Source organism: Aeromonas sp. QDB31 (genome assembly GCF_027707605.1).
Classification (GTDB): Bacteria; Pseudomonadota; Gammaproteobacteria; order Enterobacterales; family Aeromonadaceae; genus Aeromonas; species Aeromonas media.
Map to the genome: position 1 here is coordinate 1 of NZ_JAPCIX010000004.1, position 17411 is coordinate 17411.

General features: G+C 62.8%; 11 protein-coding genes. 2 read left to right on the forward strand and 9 right to left on the reverse strand.

Annotated features, from left to right (window positions below; genetic code table 11):
• Positions 1–867: 867 nt before the first annotated feature.
• The 4 genes from guaA to PG898_RS05335 all read right to left on the reverse strand — a co-directional run bounded on the left by guaA (position 868) and on the right by PG898_RS05335 (position 8745).
• On the reverse strand, positions 868–2457 hold the full coding sequence (gene guaA / locus PG898_RS05320; RefSeq protein WP_270824443.1) for a glutamine-hydrolyzing GMP synthase: 1590 nt from the start codon (positions 2455–2457) through the stop codon (positions 868–870).
• Between the two features lie 84 nt (positions 2458–2541).
• Positions 2542–4005 carry an IMP dehydrogenase gene (guaB, locus tag PG898_RS05325; RefSeq protein WP_042650401.1) on the reverse strand — a complete coding sequence of 488 codons (1464 nt, stop codon included), beginning with the start codon at positions 4003–4005 and terminating at the stop codon, positions 2542–2544.
• Positions 4006–4280: 275 nt separating this feature from the next.
• Positions 4281–4898, reverse strand: coding sequence for a YitT family protein (locus PG898_RS05330; protein WP_270824444.1), 618 nt, complete (start codon positions 4896–4898; stop codon positions 4281–4283).
• A gap of 640 nt (positions 4899–5538) precedes the next feature.
• Positions 5539–8745, reverse strand: coding sequence for an alpha-amylase family glycosyl hydrolase (locus PG898_RS05335; protein ID WP_270824445.1), 3207 nt, complete (start codon positions 8743–8745; stop codon positions 5539–5541).
• 383 nt (positions 8746–9128) lie between these two features.
• Here PG898_RS05335 and PG898_RS05340 point away from each other — a divergent pair, with 383 nt between their 5' ends.
• Both PG898_RS05340 and xseA read left to right on the forward strand, forming a co-directional pair.
• Positions 9129–10043 (forward strand): DMT family transporter, encoded by a 915-nt coding sequence (locus PG898_RS05340; RefSeq protein WP_042650403.1) that lies wholly within the window; start codon positions 9129–9131, stop codon positions 10041–10043.
• A gap of 161 nt (positions 10044–10204) precedes the next feature.
• A complete protein-coding gene (gene xseA / locus PG898_RS05345) occupies positions 10205–11569 on the forward strand; it encodes an exodeoxyribonuclease VII large subunit (protein ID WP_270824466.1) in 1365 nt (454 codons plus the stop codon).
• Positions 11570–11626: 57 nt separating this feature from the next.
• On the opposite strand, the gene hutW is transcribed toward xseA, so the two are convergent.
• The 5 genes from hutW to tyrR all read right to left on the reverse strand — a co-directional run bounded on the left by hutW (position 11627) and on the right by tyrR (position 17317).
• Entirely contained in the window at positions 11627–13000 is a 1374-nt protein-coding gene (gene hutW / locus PG898_RS05350; protein ID WP_270824446.1) for a heme anaerobic degradation radical SAM methyltransferase ChuW/HutW, read from the reverse strand.
• A 270-nt stretch (positions 13001–13270) separates the two neighbouring features.
• Positions 13271–13759, reverse strand: coding sequence for an OmpA family protein (locus tag PG898_RS05355; protein WP_005325315.1), 489 nt, complete (start codon positions 13757–13759; stop codon positions 13271–13273).
• A gap of 28 nt (positions 13760–13787) precedes the next feature.
• Positions 13788–15029: a diguanylate cyclase domain-containing protein gene (locus PG898_RS05360; RefSeq protein WP_226169384.1), complete on the reverse strand. Its 1242-nt coding sequence runs from the start codon at positions 15027–15029 to the stop codon at positions 13788–13790.
• Positions 15026–15541: a YfiR family protein gene (locus PG898_RS05365; RefSeq protein WP_081805885.1), complete on the reverse strand. Its 516-nt coding sequence runs from the start codon at positions 15539–15541 to the stop codon at positions 15026–15028. The genes PG898_RS05360 and PG898_RS05365 overlap by 4 nt, the downstream gene beginning before the upstream one ends.
• 228 nt (positions 15542–15769) lie before the next feature.
• Positions 15770–17317, reverse strand: a complete 1548-nt coding sequence (gene tyrR / locus PG898_RS05370; protein WP_270824447.1) for a transcriptional regulator TyrR — start codon at positions 17315–17317, stop codon at positions 15770–15772.
• Positions 17318–17411 lie beyond the last annotated feature (94 nt).

Below are 17411 nucleotides of genomic sequence, written 5' to 3' on the forward strand. Positions count from 1 at the left end.
CTCATGATGAACCCTGTTCCATGGCTCCAGATGACAAACATGATCTCATATCAGGGACTTGTTCGCACCTTCCTTAGAGAAGTGATTGTCTTTATCATATGATACGGAATTAACGCCCCCTTAAAAATCGAAAACACACAGACGAAAATTTTTCAAGTCATTTTCATCATTCAACAGCCTATACATAGTGATGCTTTGGTGTTGGAGTTCTGTGATGGCGCCTTGAAGTTCATTCATTTCAACTGAACTACACACGGTTTACAAGCTTATTGCGGCAGACAAAATAATGATATGTTCATCTTTCCATTAATCGAGCTAATCCTTGTCTATACAGATCTAGTTATCACCTGTCACTTCTCGGTAGGATGTTGAACAGCCAATTCGAGTACGGTGGTGCAGCGGAGCGTGGGCATCCTATGTCCTGTGGCTCCTTCGACCCGTTGATAAAACAAGATCATCCACACAGAAGACTGTTTGCTGGAAGAAAGCCCTCTTGATAGCGTCTTGGGCCAGCAAGAAGTCACTCGCCCACCAACTGCGTGACAGCAAGCGCTCCTGGATGGACTTGAAGCACCTTCCACAAGCCCCTGGTCGGACATCAACAAATTTGTGATGAAATACACCTAGGGTCCCACTAGCAACGCCATAGCAAGGCACCAATGCAACGCGTTCTTGCAAGTCCGAGACACTCTGCCGATCGCCCCAGGCACTCACCACGACAACGTTGGCAACAGGGCCTCTATCCCCTTCGCCAGGAGCAAAACTTTCTCGCAAACGATTGGAAAAAGAAAAGGCGCCTCAAGGGCGCCTTTTTGACAGTTTTGCGTTACCGCTGGGAGAGGCGTTAGCCGCTTATTCCCACGCCTTTTATTCCCACTCAATGGTTGCGGGCGGCTTGCCGGAGACGTCGTACACCACACGGGAGATGCCGTTGATCTCGTTGATGATGCGATTCGACACGTGGCCGAGGAAGTCGTACGGTAGGTGAGCCCAGTGGGCGGTCATGAAGTCGATGGTCTCGACGGCACGCAGCGCAATAACCCAGTCGTACTTGCGGCCATCGCCCATGACGCCGACGGAGCGCACCGGCAGGAAGACGGCGAACGCCTGGCTGACCTGGTTGTAGAGGTCTGCCTTTCGCAGCTCTTCGATAAAGACCGCATCGGCCTTGCGCAGCAGATCGCAGTACTCTTTCTTCACTTCGCCAAGGACGCGCACACCCAGACCCGGACCCGGGAAGGGGTGACGGTAGAGCATGTCGTAGGGCAGACCGAGTTCGAGGCCGACACGGCGCACTTCGTCCTTGAACAGCTCGCGCAGGGGCTCCACCAGACCCATCTTCATCTCTTCCGGCAGGCCGCCGACGTTGTGGTGGGACTTGATGACGTGGGCCTTGCCGGTCTTGCTGGCGGCGGATTCGATGACATCCGGGTAGATGGTGCCTTGCGCCAGCCACTTGGCGTTCTTCAGCTTCTTGGCTTCGTCGTCGAACACTTCCACGAAGACGCGACCTATGGTCTTGCGCTTGGCTTCCGGCTCGTCGATGCCTGCCAGAGCTGACAGGAAGCGCTCTTCGGCATCGACCTTGACGATCTTGAGGCCGAAGTGATCGCCAAACATCTCCATGACTTGGGTGCCTTCGTTCAGGCGCAGCAGGCCGTTGTCGACGAAGACGCAAGTCAGGCGATCGCCGATGGCGCGGTGCACCAGCATGGCAACCACGGAGGAGTCCACGCCGCCGGAGAGGCCCAGGATCACCTCGTCGTCACCCACCTGCTCGCGGATGCGGGCGACGGCGTCGTCGATGATAGTGGCCGGGGTCCACAGGCATTCGCAGCCGCAGATCTCTTTCACGAAGTGCTCCAGCATGCGGGCACCCTGGCGGGTGTGGGTCACTTCCGGGTGGAACTGCACGCCGTAGAAGCGACGGGCCTCATCGGCCATGGCCGCATGGGGACAAGTCGCGGTCTGGGCTATGGTGGTGAAGCCAGCCGGGATCTCGGTGACCTTGTCGCCGTGGCTCATCCAGACGTCCAGCAGTGCATGGCCGTTGTCGGCGATGGCGTCTTCGATGTTGCGCAGCAAGGCGCTGGTCTTGCCGGAGTGGCCCAGCACTTCGACCTGGGCATAACCGAATTCACGCAGGTTGGAGGACTGCACCTTGCCGCCGAGCTGCTCGGACATGGTCTGCATGCCGTAGCAGATTCCGAACACCGGCACGCCGGCATTGAACACGAACTCGGGGGCGCGCGGGCTGCCCGCCTCGGTCACGGATTCCGGGCCGCCGGAGAGGATAATGCCGCTCGGATTGAACTCGCGGATCTGCTCTTCGGTTACGTCCCAGGCCCACAGCTCGCAGTAGACGCCGATTTCACGGACGCGACGGGCGATGAGCTGGGTGTACTGGGAACCAAAATCCAGGATAAGGATACGGTGGGCGTGAATGTCTTTAGTCATTTTATTCCTGCATCAGGCTGATGTTGTCACAAAAAGCATGGGATAAAAAAATGGTGGAAAAACGGGGCGCAGGGCCCCGTTTTATCAGCCCATCCGGTAGTTGGGGGCTTCTTTGGTGATGGTCACGTCGTGCACGTGGGACTCTTTCATCCCGGCGCCCGAGATGCGCACGAACTCGGCCTTGGTGCGCATGTCGTCTATGGTGGCGCTGCCGGTCAGGCCCATGGAGGAGCGCAGGCCGCCCATCTGCTGATGGATGATCTCTTTGAGGCGGCCCTTGTACGGCACGCGCCCTTCGATCCCTTCCGGTACCAGCTTGTCGGCGGCGTTGTCGGTCTGGAAGTAGCGGTCGCTGGAGCCCTTGGACATGGCGCCCAGGGAGCCCATACCGCGGTAGGACTTGAAGGAGCGGCCCTGGTAGAGCTCGATCTCGCCCGGTGCCTCTTCGGTACCGGCGAACATGGAGCCCACCATGACGCAGCTCGCGCCAGCAGCGATGGCCTTGGCCACATCACCGGAGAAGCGGATGCCGCCATCGGCAATCACCGGGATACCGGTGCCTTCCAGGGCGTCGACGGCGTCGGAGATGGCGGTGATCTGGGGCACACCCACACCGGTCACGATACGGGTAGTACAGATGGAGCCCGGGCCGATACCGACCTTGACGGCATTGACGCCGGCGGCGGCCAGCGCCTTGGCGCCAGCGGCGGTGGCGACGTTGCCGCCGATGATTTGCAGGTCAGGATAGGCATCACGGGTCGCCTTGATGCGATCCAGCACGCCCTGGGAGTGGCCATGGGAGGAGTCAATCAGCAGCACGTCCACACCGGCTTCCACCAGGGCGGCGACGCGCTCTTCGTTGCCGGCACCGGCACCGACGGCGGCACCGACCCGCAGACGGCCGCGCTCGTCTTTACAGGCGTTCGGCTTGCGCTCGGCTTTCTGGAAGTCTTTGACGGTGATCATGCCCTTCAACTTGAAGTCGGCGTTCACCACCAGCACCTTCTCGATACGGTGCTTCTGCATCAGGGCAACCACCTCTTCGCGAGGGGCCCCTTCACGCACGGTGACCAGACGATCCTTCTGGGTCATGATCTGTTCAACGGTCTGGGAGAGATCGATCACGAAGCGCACATCACGGCCGGTGATGATGCCGACAAGCTGGTTGCCGTCAGTTACCACGGGGTAACCGGCGAAACCGTTCTTGTGGCTCAGCTCCTTGATCTGGGCGATGGTCATGTCAGGGCGTACGGTGACGGGGTCGGAGACCACGCCGCTCTCGTACTTCTTGACCTTGCGCACTTCGGCAGCCTGCTGCTCGATGGACATGTTCTTGTGAATGAAGCCGATACCGCCTTCCTGGGCCAGTGCGATAGCCAGACGGGCTTCGGTCACTGTGTCCATGGCAGCGGAAATCATCGGGATATTCAGGGAGATAGCAGACGTGAGCTTGGTACGCAGGTCGGCGGTATTCGGAAGAACAGTGGAGTGTGCTGGAACCAACAGTACATCGTCGAAGGTCAGCGCTTCTTTGGCAATCCTGAGCATGGCAATATCTCACCGTTGAGGAGTGGGGGTGTAAAATATTGCCGACAAATTTTACTCATGCATTGGCCAGTGGTAAAGAAGTTTTTTGAATTTTTTATGGCGTAGCCCGATTTAATACGACCAACGGGGCAAAAAACCAATAAATTCAGGCGTAACCATGCCTTTTTTCGCGACAAGATGATCTTTTTTGCCGTTGGCAGCCAAATGCCCGTGAAGCGCCCGTTGGGTCACTTTTTAACAATTCCCCTCCCCCGCGCCCCGCAGGGGGCCACCACTCAGCCCCCCTGGTAGCGACCGGGTTTGTGCCAGTTAATCAGCATGGCGTTCATGGCGAGCGCGCTCAGGGTGGACCAGAGCAGCAGAGAGAGCGGCAGGGTGAGCAGGGAGAGGGCAAATACCAGCACATCGAGCACCATCTGGCTCTTTCCCGCGTTGATGCCGGTGCGCCTTTGCAACCAGAGCGTCACCACGCCTATGCCCCCCACCGATGCGTTGTGGCGGGCCAGGGACAAGACCCCCATACCGAGGAAGGTGCCCCCCACCAGGGCCGAAAACAGGGGGTGGACATAGCTCACCGTCAAGAGCAGCGGCACCGCCTGGGTGGCGGCCGAGAGGGCGACGTTGACGATCAGCGTCTTGACCATAAAGGCCCGCCCCATGGTGACATAACCAAACACCAGGAAGGGCAGGTTGACCAGAAAGAAGAGCACCCCTATGGGCAGGCTGCTGACATGGGCGAGCAGCAGGGCTATGCCCGCGATGCCGCCGGTGATCATGCCGGCGCACTTGAGCAGATTGAGGCCGACTGCAATAAACATGACGCCAAGCACCATGCCGTAGACATCATCCTTGAGGGTGTGGGCCAGCCCCTTGTTTACAGATAGTGGCTGCATGGTCATTTCACCTTCCATATGACTCCTTAACACCAATTGATTGTGGCGTCCCTTGCCCGAAAACCAGGCCGCTCCGGCACGGATGGCGGCGGTGCATTCAACCTGCTGACACCAACCCCCGACCTTGCGGCCCCCTGCCCCTGACATCGCCATCATGGGCATGACAAGTCACAGCAAAAAGAGCGCCAATCAAAACAAGAGTCCGAGATACCATAAAAAATCGAATTTAAATTCCGTATAATCATCAAGAAACAGATGGAACATACCAATTCAGGGATCGACCCCTGCGCCGGATCAGCATGTTTACCCAATCCACTCAAAAACATGTCGCGGTCATTCCTGATTAACCCGTTTATTCGGTGGATCATGCCGATAAAATGCCACTTTAAAGCATGTAAGATGCCCATCAGGAGGGAGCCATGGGGGTGATACGGCATGTTTCTGCGGAATTGGGTTCAAGGGCAAACAACAAGGAAATGCACCACATCGGGGCAGTTGCACCAAAGACGTGCAATTCTGGGCCCTGCGCTTGCCTCGCCCGACGCGACCTGCGCCTGCTCTCATCCCCCCGCTTCATGCCTCGGCGCCATAAAAAAGTCGGCCCGAAGGCCGACTCGCTGCACAGGGCGACGGCGTTTCCTTACTTGAGGTATTTGCCGTCCACCCCCACCTTGCCCGGGCCATTCAGCACCCAGACTCGGGCCGAATAGGCGGGCACCGCGAAGCTCAGACTGCCGCTGCTGACGCTCTGGCTCGCGCCGGTCACCGCGTCCGTGTAGGTGCCGTTCTTCAGGCCGGTCAGGTTTATCTGCTGGGCCGAGTTGGCCGCGAGGCCCACGGCGGCGTAGCTGCCTTCGGCGCTCAGATCACGCACGAAGCTGATGCCGCTACCCCACTCGTTCACCTGGCTCATGGGCGCCTTCTGCAGGGCGGGCACCGCCTTGCGGATCTGGTTCAGGCGCTTGATGTGCTGGTAGAGCGGGTGGCTCTGGGTGGCCGGGTTGTCCAGCACGTCCCCGTAGTAGGCGCGGCCGGTCTGATCCACCGTCATGGTGGCCCCGTCGATGTCCTGGGGCTTGCCGGCCTGGAACATCACCTCCTCCCCGTAGTAGAGGGTCGGGATCCCCCGCGCCGTCCAGAGCAGGTTGTAGGTCATGGCCGCATTGCCCTCTTCCCCGCCGTAGCGGTACTTGAAGTCGTTGTCCGGCCCCACGTCGTGGTTCTGGAAGAAGGTGATGAGATTGGTGGCATCCCCATAGACCCAGTCCATGGCGAAGATCCCCCCTACCCCGCCAAAGTTCCCCCGGGTGACGTTGTCACGGAAGGTGGAGAACAGCGAGAAGTCCAGCACAGAGAGGCCGGAATCGCCCCCTGCACGGGGATTGGCCGGGTTGGCCGTGGTGCGGGTGTACCACCAGGGGCGGATCACCGCCGAGGCGTTGTCGTTGGCGAGCTCAGAGCCCCAGCCGGTGCCCTTGACCAGGTTCTCGCCAAAGACGAACAGCCCCGGCTTGTGGGCCTGCCAGTCATGGACATAGGTCAGCAGTTCGTCCCGCTCGATGTGTTTCAAGGTATCGATGCGAATCGCATCCACCCCCATGTCGAGGTACTGACGAATGGCGCCGTTGAGGTAGTCCTTGACGTTCTGGTTGCCGGTGGCGAGATCGATGCAGTCCCCCGCCATGTGCTTGCGCTGCAGGGCAAGCGGGCTCTCCCAGTCACCGCCTGACATGAAACCGTCCAGGTGATACCAGGCGGGATCCAGGGTCTGGGCGTCGATGCCGAAGAAGCGGTTTGGGTTGTAGCCTGCGCTCGGCACGGTGGCGCCGGTCTTGGGATCTACCAGGGGCTGGGTGCCCGCCGGATCGGACTGGCAGCGGGCCTTGTACCAGTCGGGCGCCGCCGGGTTGTCGTCGTCACAGCGATTGGCGCTGGCGTAATCCCCAAGATTGCCCTGATAGGGGCCATTGTTGATGAGTCCCTGGCTCGACCCCGCCGGTACGTAGTATTTGACGGGCAGGCGATCGATCCAGGTCTTGCCGCGCAGGCCGTACTGGCTCGAGTGGTTGAGCACCACATCCTGGATCACCTTGAGCCCCTTGGCGTGGGCCGCCTGGATGAACTCCCGGTAACCCGCCCCCGGCGACTCCAGACGGGGATCGACCCGGTAGAAGTCGTAGGCATGGTAGCCGTGGTAGTCGAGGCCGGAGCGGTTCTCCACCGGCGGCGTCACCCAGATGGCGGTGAAGCCGAGATCCTTGATGTAGTCGAGCTTGGCGATCAACCCCTTGAAGTCGCCACGCCACTGGGGATCCCCCGCCTTGTAGCGATCCCGGTTGTAGTAGTTGTTGCTGGCATCGCCATCATAGAAGCGGGCAGTCAGCAGGAAGTAGATGCTCTCGGCGCGAAAATCGCCGCTCGCCACCCCCTGCTCGCCGATACGGTACTCGAAGCGCTGCTCGCGCTGATTGCCGCTGGCGTCGATGGCAAGGGTGCGGATCACCAGATCGGTGCCGCTCCCCTTGTCACTCGCCAGCAGGGGCTGGCCTGCATAGCGGGCCGATGCCGTGGTGGGCTGGCTGCCGTCCGTCGTGAAATGCACGGCGGGGGCGCTGTCCTGATCGTCGCTCACTCCCAGGGTGATGGACTGGCTGTCCACATAACTCCCCGGGGACGGGGTGGCCGTCACCGTGGGGGCCTGCAGATCGGCCCCGGCCAGCGTCTCCACCTCGATGGCCTTGCGCAGGCTGTCAAAGCAGATGCGATAACTGGTGTTGGCGCTGACCAGGTAATCCTGGGCCGGATACGCCTCGGTCCAGTCCCCCTTGTGGTCAATCTTGAAGCGGGGGTTGTTGCTGCCAAAGGCCTGCTCGGTGCAGAAGGTGGTGCCATCCTCGCTGGTCATGGGGGTGAGCCCCCAGTTGTTGGGGGTGCCGCGGAAGTACCAGCTGCCGCCGGTCTGGGGGGCGGTAACCACCAGGCTCACGCTGCTGCTGCTCCTGGCGCCCTGATCGTCGGTGACCGTCAGGCCATAGGTGAAGGTGCCCGCCTGAGCTGTGTTGACGCTGATGCTCTCCGTGGTCTCGCCGCTGCTCCACAGATAGCTCGCTATCTGGCCGTCGGGATCCGTGGAGTCGCTGCCGCTCAAGGTCACGGCATCCCCCACAGCGACATTCAGGGTGCCCCCCGGGGTGATGACAGCGATGGGGGGCTGGTTGTCGTCCCCGAGCGCCGTGATGCTGTAGGCCTGGGTCTGATCGTTGACCTGGAAGCGAACATTGCCGGTGCCACTCCAGAGGATGTCGCCGCCACTGCGCTCCAGCACACCGTCGCCGTTGCTGTCGCCGAAGTTGATGGTCCAGTCCCCCGCCTGATCAAACTTGAGCCGCTGGTTGGTCTTACCATCCATGTAGGCGTCGGCCTGCCACAGGTGATCCGCCACCAGCGTCATGGGCAGGCTGGCCCAGCCATTGAAGGTACCGCGTACGTTGAGCTGCGGCAGCGTGCTGGTAAACCCCGCGGCCTCGCAACTCGCCACCGCCGTGGTGGTGATGGCCTGGGTGCCGGCATGGATGCGGATCTGATAGGAGGTATTGGCAGTGACCGCGTAGTCGGCGCTCGGGTAGCTCTGCTGCCAGTTGCCGTATCGGTCGATTTTAAAGCGCGGGCCGCCGCTGGCGTCCCCGCTCACGAAGCGCTGGCAGGTATCAAAGTTGACGCCGTCCGTCGACGTCATGGCGGTCGCCGCCCATCCATTCGCGGTGCCCCGGAAGAACCATTCCGCCGCCGTGCTCGGCGCCGTGATCAGGGTTCCCAACAATCCGGCCGCGAGTATCCATCTAGCCATTGATAGTCCTTTATTTTCATTGTTTTGTGTGTGACGCCTGTGTACCCAGGCATTCCCCCATCCGCAACGTCCCGCCTTCGGATGAGCCCGACCAGTCTAGAGTCCCGAGTGACCGACTCATGGCAAACACGCGCAAAATGTGACCGGCGTCGACCTCACCATTGGCTGTATGTGATTGATAGCGCTTTCATTTCTTTGTATGGGAGTGAAGGGGAAGTCCCCCACCCGGAGGATATAGACGCGCCGCCCGTGGCGGTCACATCGGGGAACCTTATCAGCGCCTTTCCTACTGCTCTGGGCCGTTGCCATTGGGGGCGCTTGCCGCCATGATGCAAGGCCCCTTGCCATCTCGGGCAGCAGGGCGGTTCATTCAGGGAGAGAAGATGAGAACATCGGATTACGTGCGGCTGCTGGCGCTGGCGGCCATCTGGGGCGCCAGCTTCCTGTTCATGCGCATCGCCGCGCCCGCCTTCGGCTCGGTCAACACCACCTTCCTGCGGGTCTTTTTCGCCCTGGTCGGGCTCGCCGCCATGCTGTTGCTGCTGCGCACTCCCATGTTGTTTCAGGGCAAGCTCAAGTCCATCATGGTGCTCGGCATCATCAACTCAGGCGTGCCCTTCCTGATGTACGCCATCGCCGCGCTCTGGCTGCCCGCCGGTTATTCCGCCATCCTCAACGCCACCACGCCGCTGATGGGGGCCCTCATCGGCTTCTCCTTCTTCAACGAGACGCTGACCTTGCGCAAATGGAGCGGCGTCATGCTGGGGCTGATGGGCATAGGGCTCACCACCACCACGGGGGAGGTCGACCTGAGTGGTCAGCTGGCCATCGGCGTGCTGGCCTGCCTCATCGCCACCGCCTGCTATGGCTGCGCCGGTTTTCTCACCCGGCGCTGGATCAGCGAGCGGGGCGGCCTCGACGCCAAGCTGGTGGCCTTTGGCAGCCAGCTCGGTGCCTGCCTCTTCCTGCTCCCCTTCTTCGGCTACACCCTGGTGACAGGCCCCACCGTCAACTGGGCCCTGCCCGAGGTGTGGGCCAGCGTGCTCGCGGTCGGCTTCATCTGCACCGCCCTCGCCTATCTGATCTACTTCAGGCTGATCGCCGATATCGGACCCCTGCGCTCCCTGACGGTCACCTTCCTGATCCCGCCCTTTGGCATACTGTGGGGCTATCTGGTGCTCGGCGAGACCCTCACCGGCGGCTTCGTGGCGGGCGGCGCCATCGTCTGTCTCGCGGTCTGGCTGGTGGTGAGCCCGAGCAAGGCCGCCAAACCGGCCAAGGCGCAGCCACAGAGCTAACTGCCATCTGCCGGACCCCATGGCTCGGCGTCTGGCACAGCCAAACTGGTGCCAGATGCCGCTGCTGCCACAGACATGGACTCGGCGGATGGGCTGAACTGGGGTAAGATATGCCCCATCGTTTTCTCCCCGCCCCGGCGGACACAGCAGCAGGGCCAGCCTTGAACCACCTCGACGAATCCAGCCAGAGCAGGCAACAGCAGATCTTCACCGTCACCCGCCTCAACAGCGCCGTGCGCATGATACTGGAGCAGGATCTGGGGCTGGTGTGGCTGACTGGGGAACTCTCTAACCTGGCGATGCCAAGCTCGGGCCACTGGTACTTCTCCTTGAAGGACATCTCAGCCCAGGTGCGCTGCGCCATGTTCAAGGGCAACAACCGCCGGGTGCCGTTCCGGCCGCAAGATGGCATGCAGGTGCTGGTGCAGGCGCGGGTCTCCCTCTATGAGCCCCGGGGCGACTACCAGCTCATCATCGAATCCATGCAACCCGCCGGGGACGGCATGCTGGCCCTGCGCTTCGAGGAGCTCAAGCGCCGCCTCGGCGCCGAGGGGCTGTTCGACGAGGGCCGCAAGCGCCCGCTCCCCCGCGAGCCGCGCGCCGTGGGGCTGGTCACTTCGGCCACCGGCGCCGCCCTGCACGACATGCTGACGGTGCTGGGGCGCCGCGCCCCGGATCTCCCGGTCTTCATCTACCCGACCCAGGTGCAGGGCAGCGCCGCCATCGGCCAGATCGTCGCGGCCATCACTCTTGCCAACCGCCGCGCCGAGGTGGATGTGCTCATCGTCGGCCGCGGCGGCGGATCGCTCGAAGATCTCTGGTGCTTCAACGAGGAGGCGGTGGCCCGCGCCATCGCCCACTCCGCCATTCCGGTGGTGAGCGCCGTGGGCCACGAGGTGGACGTCACCATCAGTGACTTCGCCGCCGATCTGCGCGCCCCCACCCCCTCCGCCGCCGCCGAGCTGGTGGCACCGGACAGGAGCGCCCGCGCCCAGCGCCTGGTGCACCTCAAGCAGCGCCTGGTGCAGGCCATCTCCCGGCGCCAGACCGCCGCCCGCCACGGCTTCGCGCTGCTGCAAAAACGGCTCGACCACCAGGATCCCAAGCGCCGGCTGGAGCAGCAGTCCCAGCGTCTGGACGAGTTGTCCGGCCGCCTGCAGCAACTGCTCAATCTGCGCCTGCATCAGGGGGAGCGGCGCCTCGCAAACCTCGAACTGCGCTTGCAGGCCAGGAGCCCGGAAAAACTGCTGGCCGCTGGCAAGCGTCGCCACCAGCTGGCACAAGAGCGGCTCCATACCCTGATGAACAAGCGCCAGGATCTCGCCGCCCACCGCCTCGCCATGCTGAGTGCGCGCCTCGACGGGATAAGCCCGCTGGCCACCCTGGGGCGGGGTTACTCCATCACCCGCACCCCCAGTGGCGAGGTCATCAGCCGCGCCGCCCAGGTGAGCCCGGGCCAGCAACTGGTCACCACGCTCGCAGAGGGGGCGCTGCGGGTGCGGGTGGAGGACGTGAACAACCAATAACGAAAGGGGGCCGTCAAGCGGCCCCCTTTCATTTCCTTCTTCTCTTGCCCCTGCCCGTTACCCCCGCGAATGATGCCGGGCCCCGCCCGGATGAGCGGCAGGGGTTGCCGCCTCCCCTCCCAGGGGATTTGACTGCAGATACTCGAACAGACCCGCCTGCAGATTGACGTTCCAGAAGCGCCCCGCCAGGGTCAGCGCCAGTATCTCCCCGGTCAGCTCGGCCAGGCCGTGTTGTTGCCAGCGTTCAAAGAGCGGCAGCAGATGCGCCCGCAAGGGAGGCGGCAAGCGCCCGAGGGCAAGCCAGCCGGTATCGAGGCCACCGCGCAGCAGGCCGTCGATGGACGCGCTGGGATTGGGCCTCATCACCATGCCGGGGGCACGCTGACCGGCCGCCAGCGCCTCATGCCAGGCCGCCAGATCCCGGCCATACATGAGGCCGTGGCCATGGATGTTGCCCCCCGCCCCCGCACCGAAGGGGAGGATCTCGGCGCCGCGTTTGGCCATCTGGTTGTAGCGGCTCTGCTCGGCCTCGCCTTGCCGCCAGTGGCTGCAGGAGAGCCGCTGCCAGCCCCCCTGCTCCAGGGTGTGGGCACCATAGGCATACATGGCCGCCCGCTGCTGGCCATCGGCACACCAGCCGAGCCGGCCCTTTTCCTGCGCCCGCTCCAGATTGGTGCCCTGCATGGGGATGAGCTGGTAGAGATCCACCCCGTGCACGCCGCTGGCCATCACATCTGCGATGTCCTGGCGCCACAGGGCATCATCCTGCCCCGGCAGGCCGAAGATAAGATCGGCAACAATTACCGCCTCGTCATCCCGGGTCAGCTCCCCCAGTCGGACGAGCAGTGTCTCCCTGTCGTCGAAACGGGCCGCCTGCTGGCGCACTGCTGTGTTGAAGCTCTGCACCCCGAACGAGAAGCGGTTGAAGCCCCCCGCAAGGGCCGTCTGCCACTTCACATCATCAAAACCGTTGAGCCGCCCCTCCAGGGTCAGCTCCGCATCCGGGGTCAGGGGGAAGGCGCGAATGGCCCTGGCCAGTCGCCCCAGATCCGCCGCCGCCATGTCGGTCGGGGTGCCGCCCCCCACGTAGACGGCCGAGAAGGGGCGACTCTGGCCAAAGGGAGACTCGGCGGCCCGTTGCAGGTCGTCGCACAGGGCCGCCATGTAGTGGCTCATGCGCGCCGGGTTGGCGCCGTTTTCGAAGAAATTGCAGAAGCTGCAGCGCTTGCGGCAGAAGGGAACATGAATATAGAGCGCCCGCTCCTGGGCCTCGCTCGGCCGCTGCCACCAGGCTCGCCAACCGGCGTCGTCCAGCGTCAAGGGAGCTGCGCCGCCCCGGCTGGCATGGGCCGAGGTCTTGGCGCCAAAGGCGAACTTCAGGGGATCCGGGGTGGCGAGCCCCGTCATGGTCGGGGTGAATAGTGGCGTCATCACTGGCAGGTTACCGTCTGGAAATAATGCAAATGATAACGAATATCAGTTGATCTCCGTGTTGTGCTGGATCAAGTCAGGGACATTGAGAAAGCGTCATCGCCTCCGCTATCTGGGTGCGAGAAAATATGTAGAGCGGGATCATGCTGAAGGAGTGGCAGGAAGAGAGCCACTCTCCGCCAGGAGAGTGGTGGCACACACGCATTCGGGCTAACGAACGAAGGGATCCGGAAAACCGGATGATAGCAGTTGATGCAGGGCGTTGGCCGATCAGCCGTTGTCGATGATGATGGCGACCCGGCGGTTCTCCGCCCGCCCGGCGGCGGTGCCGTTATCGGCAATGGGCGCCTCTTCCCCGCGTCCACGGATGTCCAGGTTGGCCGCAGGCATGCCCACAGATGCCAGCACCTCGGCCACGGACTGGGCCCGTTTCAACGAGAGCTGCTGGTTGTAGGCCGCCTCGCCGTTGGAGTCGGTGTGACCGTCCACCCGGGCCCGGTTCAGCCCCACCTCAATCAGGGCCCTGCCCAAGGCTTCCACCACCTGGCGGGTGCCGGGATTGAGGGCCCCCACGTTGTTGGCAAAGAGCACCTTGTTGGAGATATCCAGGGTCCAGCCCTCGTCGGTCAGGTGAAACCCCTGCTCCTTGAGTGCGGCGATCTGCTGCTCGGTGAGGCCCTTGGGCGCGCTCTGGCAAGCCGCCAGCCCACCGAGCAAGAGCGCGAACAGACCCGCTCTCATCAGGTTGAAAAAAGTCATTGTTCTTGTCCTTTCATTATTTTCAATTTCAAGTGGTTGTCTTATGGTCTCCGGCTCCCTCCCTGCGTTGTCGTTTGGATTCATACATGGCACCGTCGGCGAATTGCAACAGGGCTTCTGCCGTCCCCCCCTGTTCGGGGTAGAGGGCGGAGCCGACGCTCACCCCTATCTGCAGATGGCGGCCATCGCTCAAGACCACAGGAGTGGTCATCGCCTGCTGGATCCGCATCATCACCTCGTGTACCTCACTCTCCTGATGCACCGGAGAGAGCAGGATGACAAATTCATCCCCTCCCAATCGACACACCAGATCCATGGGCCTGAGCTGATGCTGCACCCGCCGCGCCAGCGCGATGAGCACCTCGTCACCTATGGCATGGCCCAGGTTGTCATTGATCTGCTTGAAGCGGTCGCAATCCAGATAGAGAAGGGCAAACCGCTCATGCCGGGTGTGTCCTGCCTGGATGGCTTGCTCCAGCCGCGCCTCGAACAGCGCCCGGTTGGGCAGACCGGTGAGAGGGTCATGGGTCGCCTGGTGCAGCAGGCTGGCATTCTCTCGCTTCTGGTGAGCCTGCCAGGCCTCCAGCTCGTCGAGCAGGGAATTGAAGTCTTCCCCGAGCGCGTGCAGTTCGGCGATGTTGGCCGCCGGTACTCGCTGCTTGAGAGCACGCTGGCGGCTGACGTTGTAGGCAACCTCGGTCAGGGCCTTGAGGGGTGCCGTGATGGAACGCTGCATCCGGCGCGCCACATAGAGCGCCCCCAGGATGCTGAGCAACAGGCACACCAGGGTCGCCATCAGGGTCTGCAAGAGAAAGCGCAACAGGTATTGTCCGTGACCGACCAGGTGGACCCGGGCAATCTCCTTGTTCTCCCGCACCATGGAGAGCTCCACCTGCCCCGGCAGGATCAAGCGGGCCAACTGCTGTTCCAGGCTGGTCCAGGGGGTCGTGATGTCCCGCCGCCAGCTCGCCAGCACCTGACCGTCGGGCAGCAGAATACTGGCGCTGGCGATGTCCTCCCGGGAGGTGATAGTCTCCAGGGCATCCTTGGCCGCATCCTTGTCATCGAACACCACGGCCGCCTCCGTGGTGTAGCTGATGGCACGCGCCACCAGCTTGAGGTTGTGATCCGCATAGAGGCGCAGGGCCAGCAGCGCCGTGATGGTCAGGAAGAGGCCCGCCATGCAGACGGCGGTCAGGGAGATCATCATGTGGGTACGCCCCAGGCTCTGTCGCAGCGTGAGTCGAGGGTTTGCGTGATTGATTGTCATCGCGCGTCCTCATCCGCCCTGGCGAGCTTCAGCACGGCCGGGTGCACCCGCACGCCGCTGCGGGCCAGCGCATCCAGGTTGACCCGAAAGCGCACCCGCTCCCCTGCCTGCAGACAGAACACCGCATCGGCGATGCACTCGCGGCTCTGCTCGCTGATGCTGAGGATGGCGTGACCATGCAGACGCTCGAACAGGGCGAGGCGTTGCTCGGGGGTCAGCACTCCCAGATAGATCACATCGCAGCGCCGAAACAACGCCTCGTCGTCGAGCTCGTAGCGATGCACATCGACCGGGCGACCATTGGCCTGTTGTCTGATGGTCAGCAGCGACGCCGCATATGCCGTGGGCGCGGCGACACAGAGCCGCAGTGTGGCAGGCTCGCTGGGCCAACGGGTGTAGCTGAGGATATCGAGCACGGTTTGACGCACCATGTCGCTGCGGATCTCGGCCGAGGTCGCGGCCACTGCCACGTTGGCCAGTGCCAGCATGCAACACAGTGGCAGCAACCACATGGAAATCCGGATGAAACAAAACAACTGCATGATGCCCGCGCTTAAATCCACGTCGGTACCGGGATGGGCCGACGCCCATGAAGGGAGTGCCAGAGAGGAGTCGCACCGAGCTTACCAGCCGCGCGGCGGCTCCCCATCCGGACACACACCGGCTGCGTCATCTGGCGTCGCAGCGATGGCGACCGCCCACACCAGGAGGGGCGTCCTGGGTACACACCGCCTTCGGAGTTACTTTTTACCAATCCCGTATTCGCGCAGCTTGTTGGCGATGGCTGTGTGGGAGACCCCGAGCCGCTTGGCCAGTTGGCGGGTAGAGGGGAAGGCCGGGTAGAGCCGCTCCAGCAGCCGGCTCTCGAAGCGTTTCACCGCTTCGTCGAGCCCCCCTTCGAACCACTCGTCGATGAGGGGCATGGCATCCGCCGCCACCGGCAAGTCAACGTGCTCGGGGCCGAGTTCGTCCCCTTCCAGCAGAGTCATGGCCCGGTAGAGGCAGTTGCGCAGCTGGCGCACGTTGCCGGGCCAGCGGTAGGCGGTCAGGTACTCGGCCATGTTGCGGGTAAAGCGCGGGCGCGGGCGCTGCAACTCGCTCGCGAAGCGGGAGACGAACTTCTGGGCCAGCGCCATGATGTCCGCCTTGCGCTCACGCAGGGGGGGCAGCGCCAGACTCAGCACATTGAGGCGGTAGTAGAGATCTTCCCGGAACTTGCCCTCGTGCACCAGATCCAGCAACTGCTTCTGGGTGGTGCAGATGAAGCGCACGTTGACCCTCACCTCCTGCTCGTCCCCGACCCGGCGAAAGACCCCGTCTTGCAGCACCCGCAGGAACTTGGTCTGCAGATGGGGTGACATGTCGCCGATCTCGTCCAGCATCAGGGTGCCGCCGCTCGCCAGCTCCAGTACCCCGCGCTTGCCCTCGGTGTTGTTGCCAAAGGCGCCGGGAGCGTAGCCAAACAGCTCGCTCTCGGCCACGTTGTCCGGCATGGCAGCGCAGTTCAGGGCCATGAAGGGGTGGCTGGATCTCAGGCTGGCACCGTGACAAGCGCGGGCCAGCAGCTCCTTGCCGGTGCCGGTCTCGCCGACGATGAGCAGGGGGGCGTCCTGCATCGCGAGTTTCGCGGCCTGGGCCAGCACCTCCTTCATCTTCTGGCTCTCGGCCTGCAGGTGTTCGAAGCCCCCCACCTCCACCGCATGGAGCGCGCTGAAGTGCATGCCGACCCGGCGGGCGGATTTGAGCACCACCACGGCGCCGGCCAGGGCTTGCTTCCCCTTCTCTTCTGCCACGAACAACGGCATCAGATCGCCGAGGTACTCCTCACCGCCGAGGCTGAGTTTGCAGGTCTGGGGCTTGATCTCGCTCGCCTCCAGCCAGCGGGCGAAGGAGAAACCCTTGACCAGGGATGCGAGCGCCACACCGCGCACCTCTTCCGGCGGCAGCGCCAGGGTAGTGAGGGCGGCCTGGTTGGCCTGGGTCACCCGTCCCTTGCTGTCGAGGGAGAAGACCAGATCCGGCAGCGCCTTGAGCAGGGCCTCTATCTCGTGATGCTCTCGCTCGGAGGGCATGTAGGGGATGGTCTTGACGTCATAGACGCCGGGAATGCGGCGGATCTCCGGCATCAGATGCTGGAAATCGCGAAACTCCAGCTCGGGGAAATTGAGATAGATGATGCCTGAGGTATCGATTTCGATGCCGCGCAGATCGATGTTGTGCTCCACCAGTCGGTCGAGCAGTTCCCGGGTCAGGCCCAGACGGTCTTCACAGCTGACTTCAAGACGCATTCGGCACACACTTCCTAGCTAACATTCTGAATAGCCTGATGATACAGACTCGATCCCGCCAGTGCGAGCGCTCCCCCATAAAAATGCGGGCCTG

Excerpts from the sequence above, each read along its gene's own strand:
- hutW (WP_270824446.1), bottom strand. The coding sequence starts at position 13,000 with ATGACGCCACTATTCACCCCGACCATGACGGGGCTCGCCACCCCGGAT.
- PG898_RS05340 (WP_042650403.1), top strand. The coding sequence starts at position 9,129 with ATGAGAACATCGGATTACGTGCGGCTGCTGGCGCTGGCGGCCATCTGG.
- tyrR (WP_270824447.1), bottom strand. The coding sequence starts at position 17,317 with ATGCGTCTTGAAGTCAGCTGTGAAGACCGTCTGGGCCTGACCCGGGAA.
- PG898_RS05355 (WP_005325315.1), bottom strand. The coding sequence starts at position 13,759 with ATGACTTTTTTCAACCTGATGAGAGCGGGTCTGTTCGCGCTCTTGCTC.
- PG898_RS05335 (WP_270824445.1), bottom strand. The coding sequence starts at position 8,745 with ATGGCTAGATGGATACTCGCGGCCGGATTGTTGGGAACCCTGATCACG.
- PG898_RS05365 (WP_081805885.1), bottom strand. The coding sequence starts at position 15,541 with ATGTGGTTGCTGCCACTGTGTTGCATGCTGGCACTGGCCAACGTGGCA.
- guaA (WP_270824443.1), bottom strand. The coding sequence starts at position 2,457 with ATGACTAAAGACATTCACGCCCACCGTATCCTTATCCTGGATTTTGGT.
- PG898_RS05330 (WP_270824444.1), bottom strand. The coding sequence starts at position 4,898 with ATGCAGCCACTATCTGTAAACAAGGGGCTGGCCCACACCCTCAAGGAT.
- PG898_RS05360 (WP_226169384.1), bottom strand. The coding sequence starts at position 15,029 with ATGACAATCAATCACGCAAACCCTCGACTCACGCTGCGACAGAGCCTG.
- guaB (WP_042650401.1), bottom strand. The coding sequence starts at position 4,005 with ATGCTCAGGATTGCCAAAGAAGCGCTGACCTTCGACGATGTACTGTTG.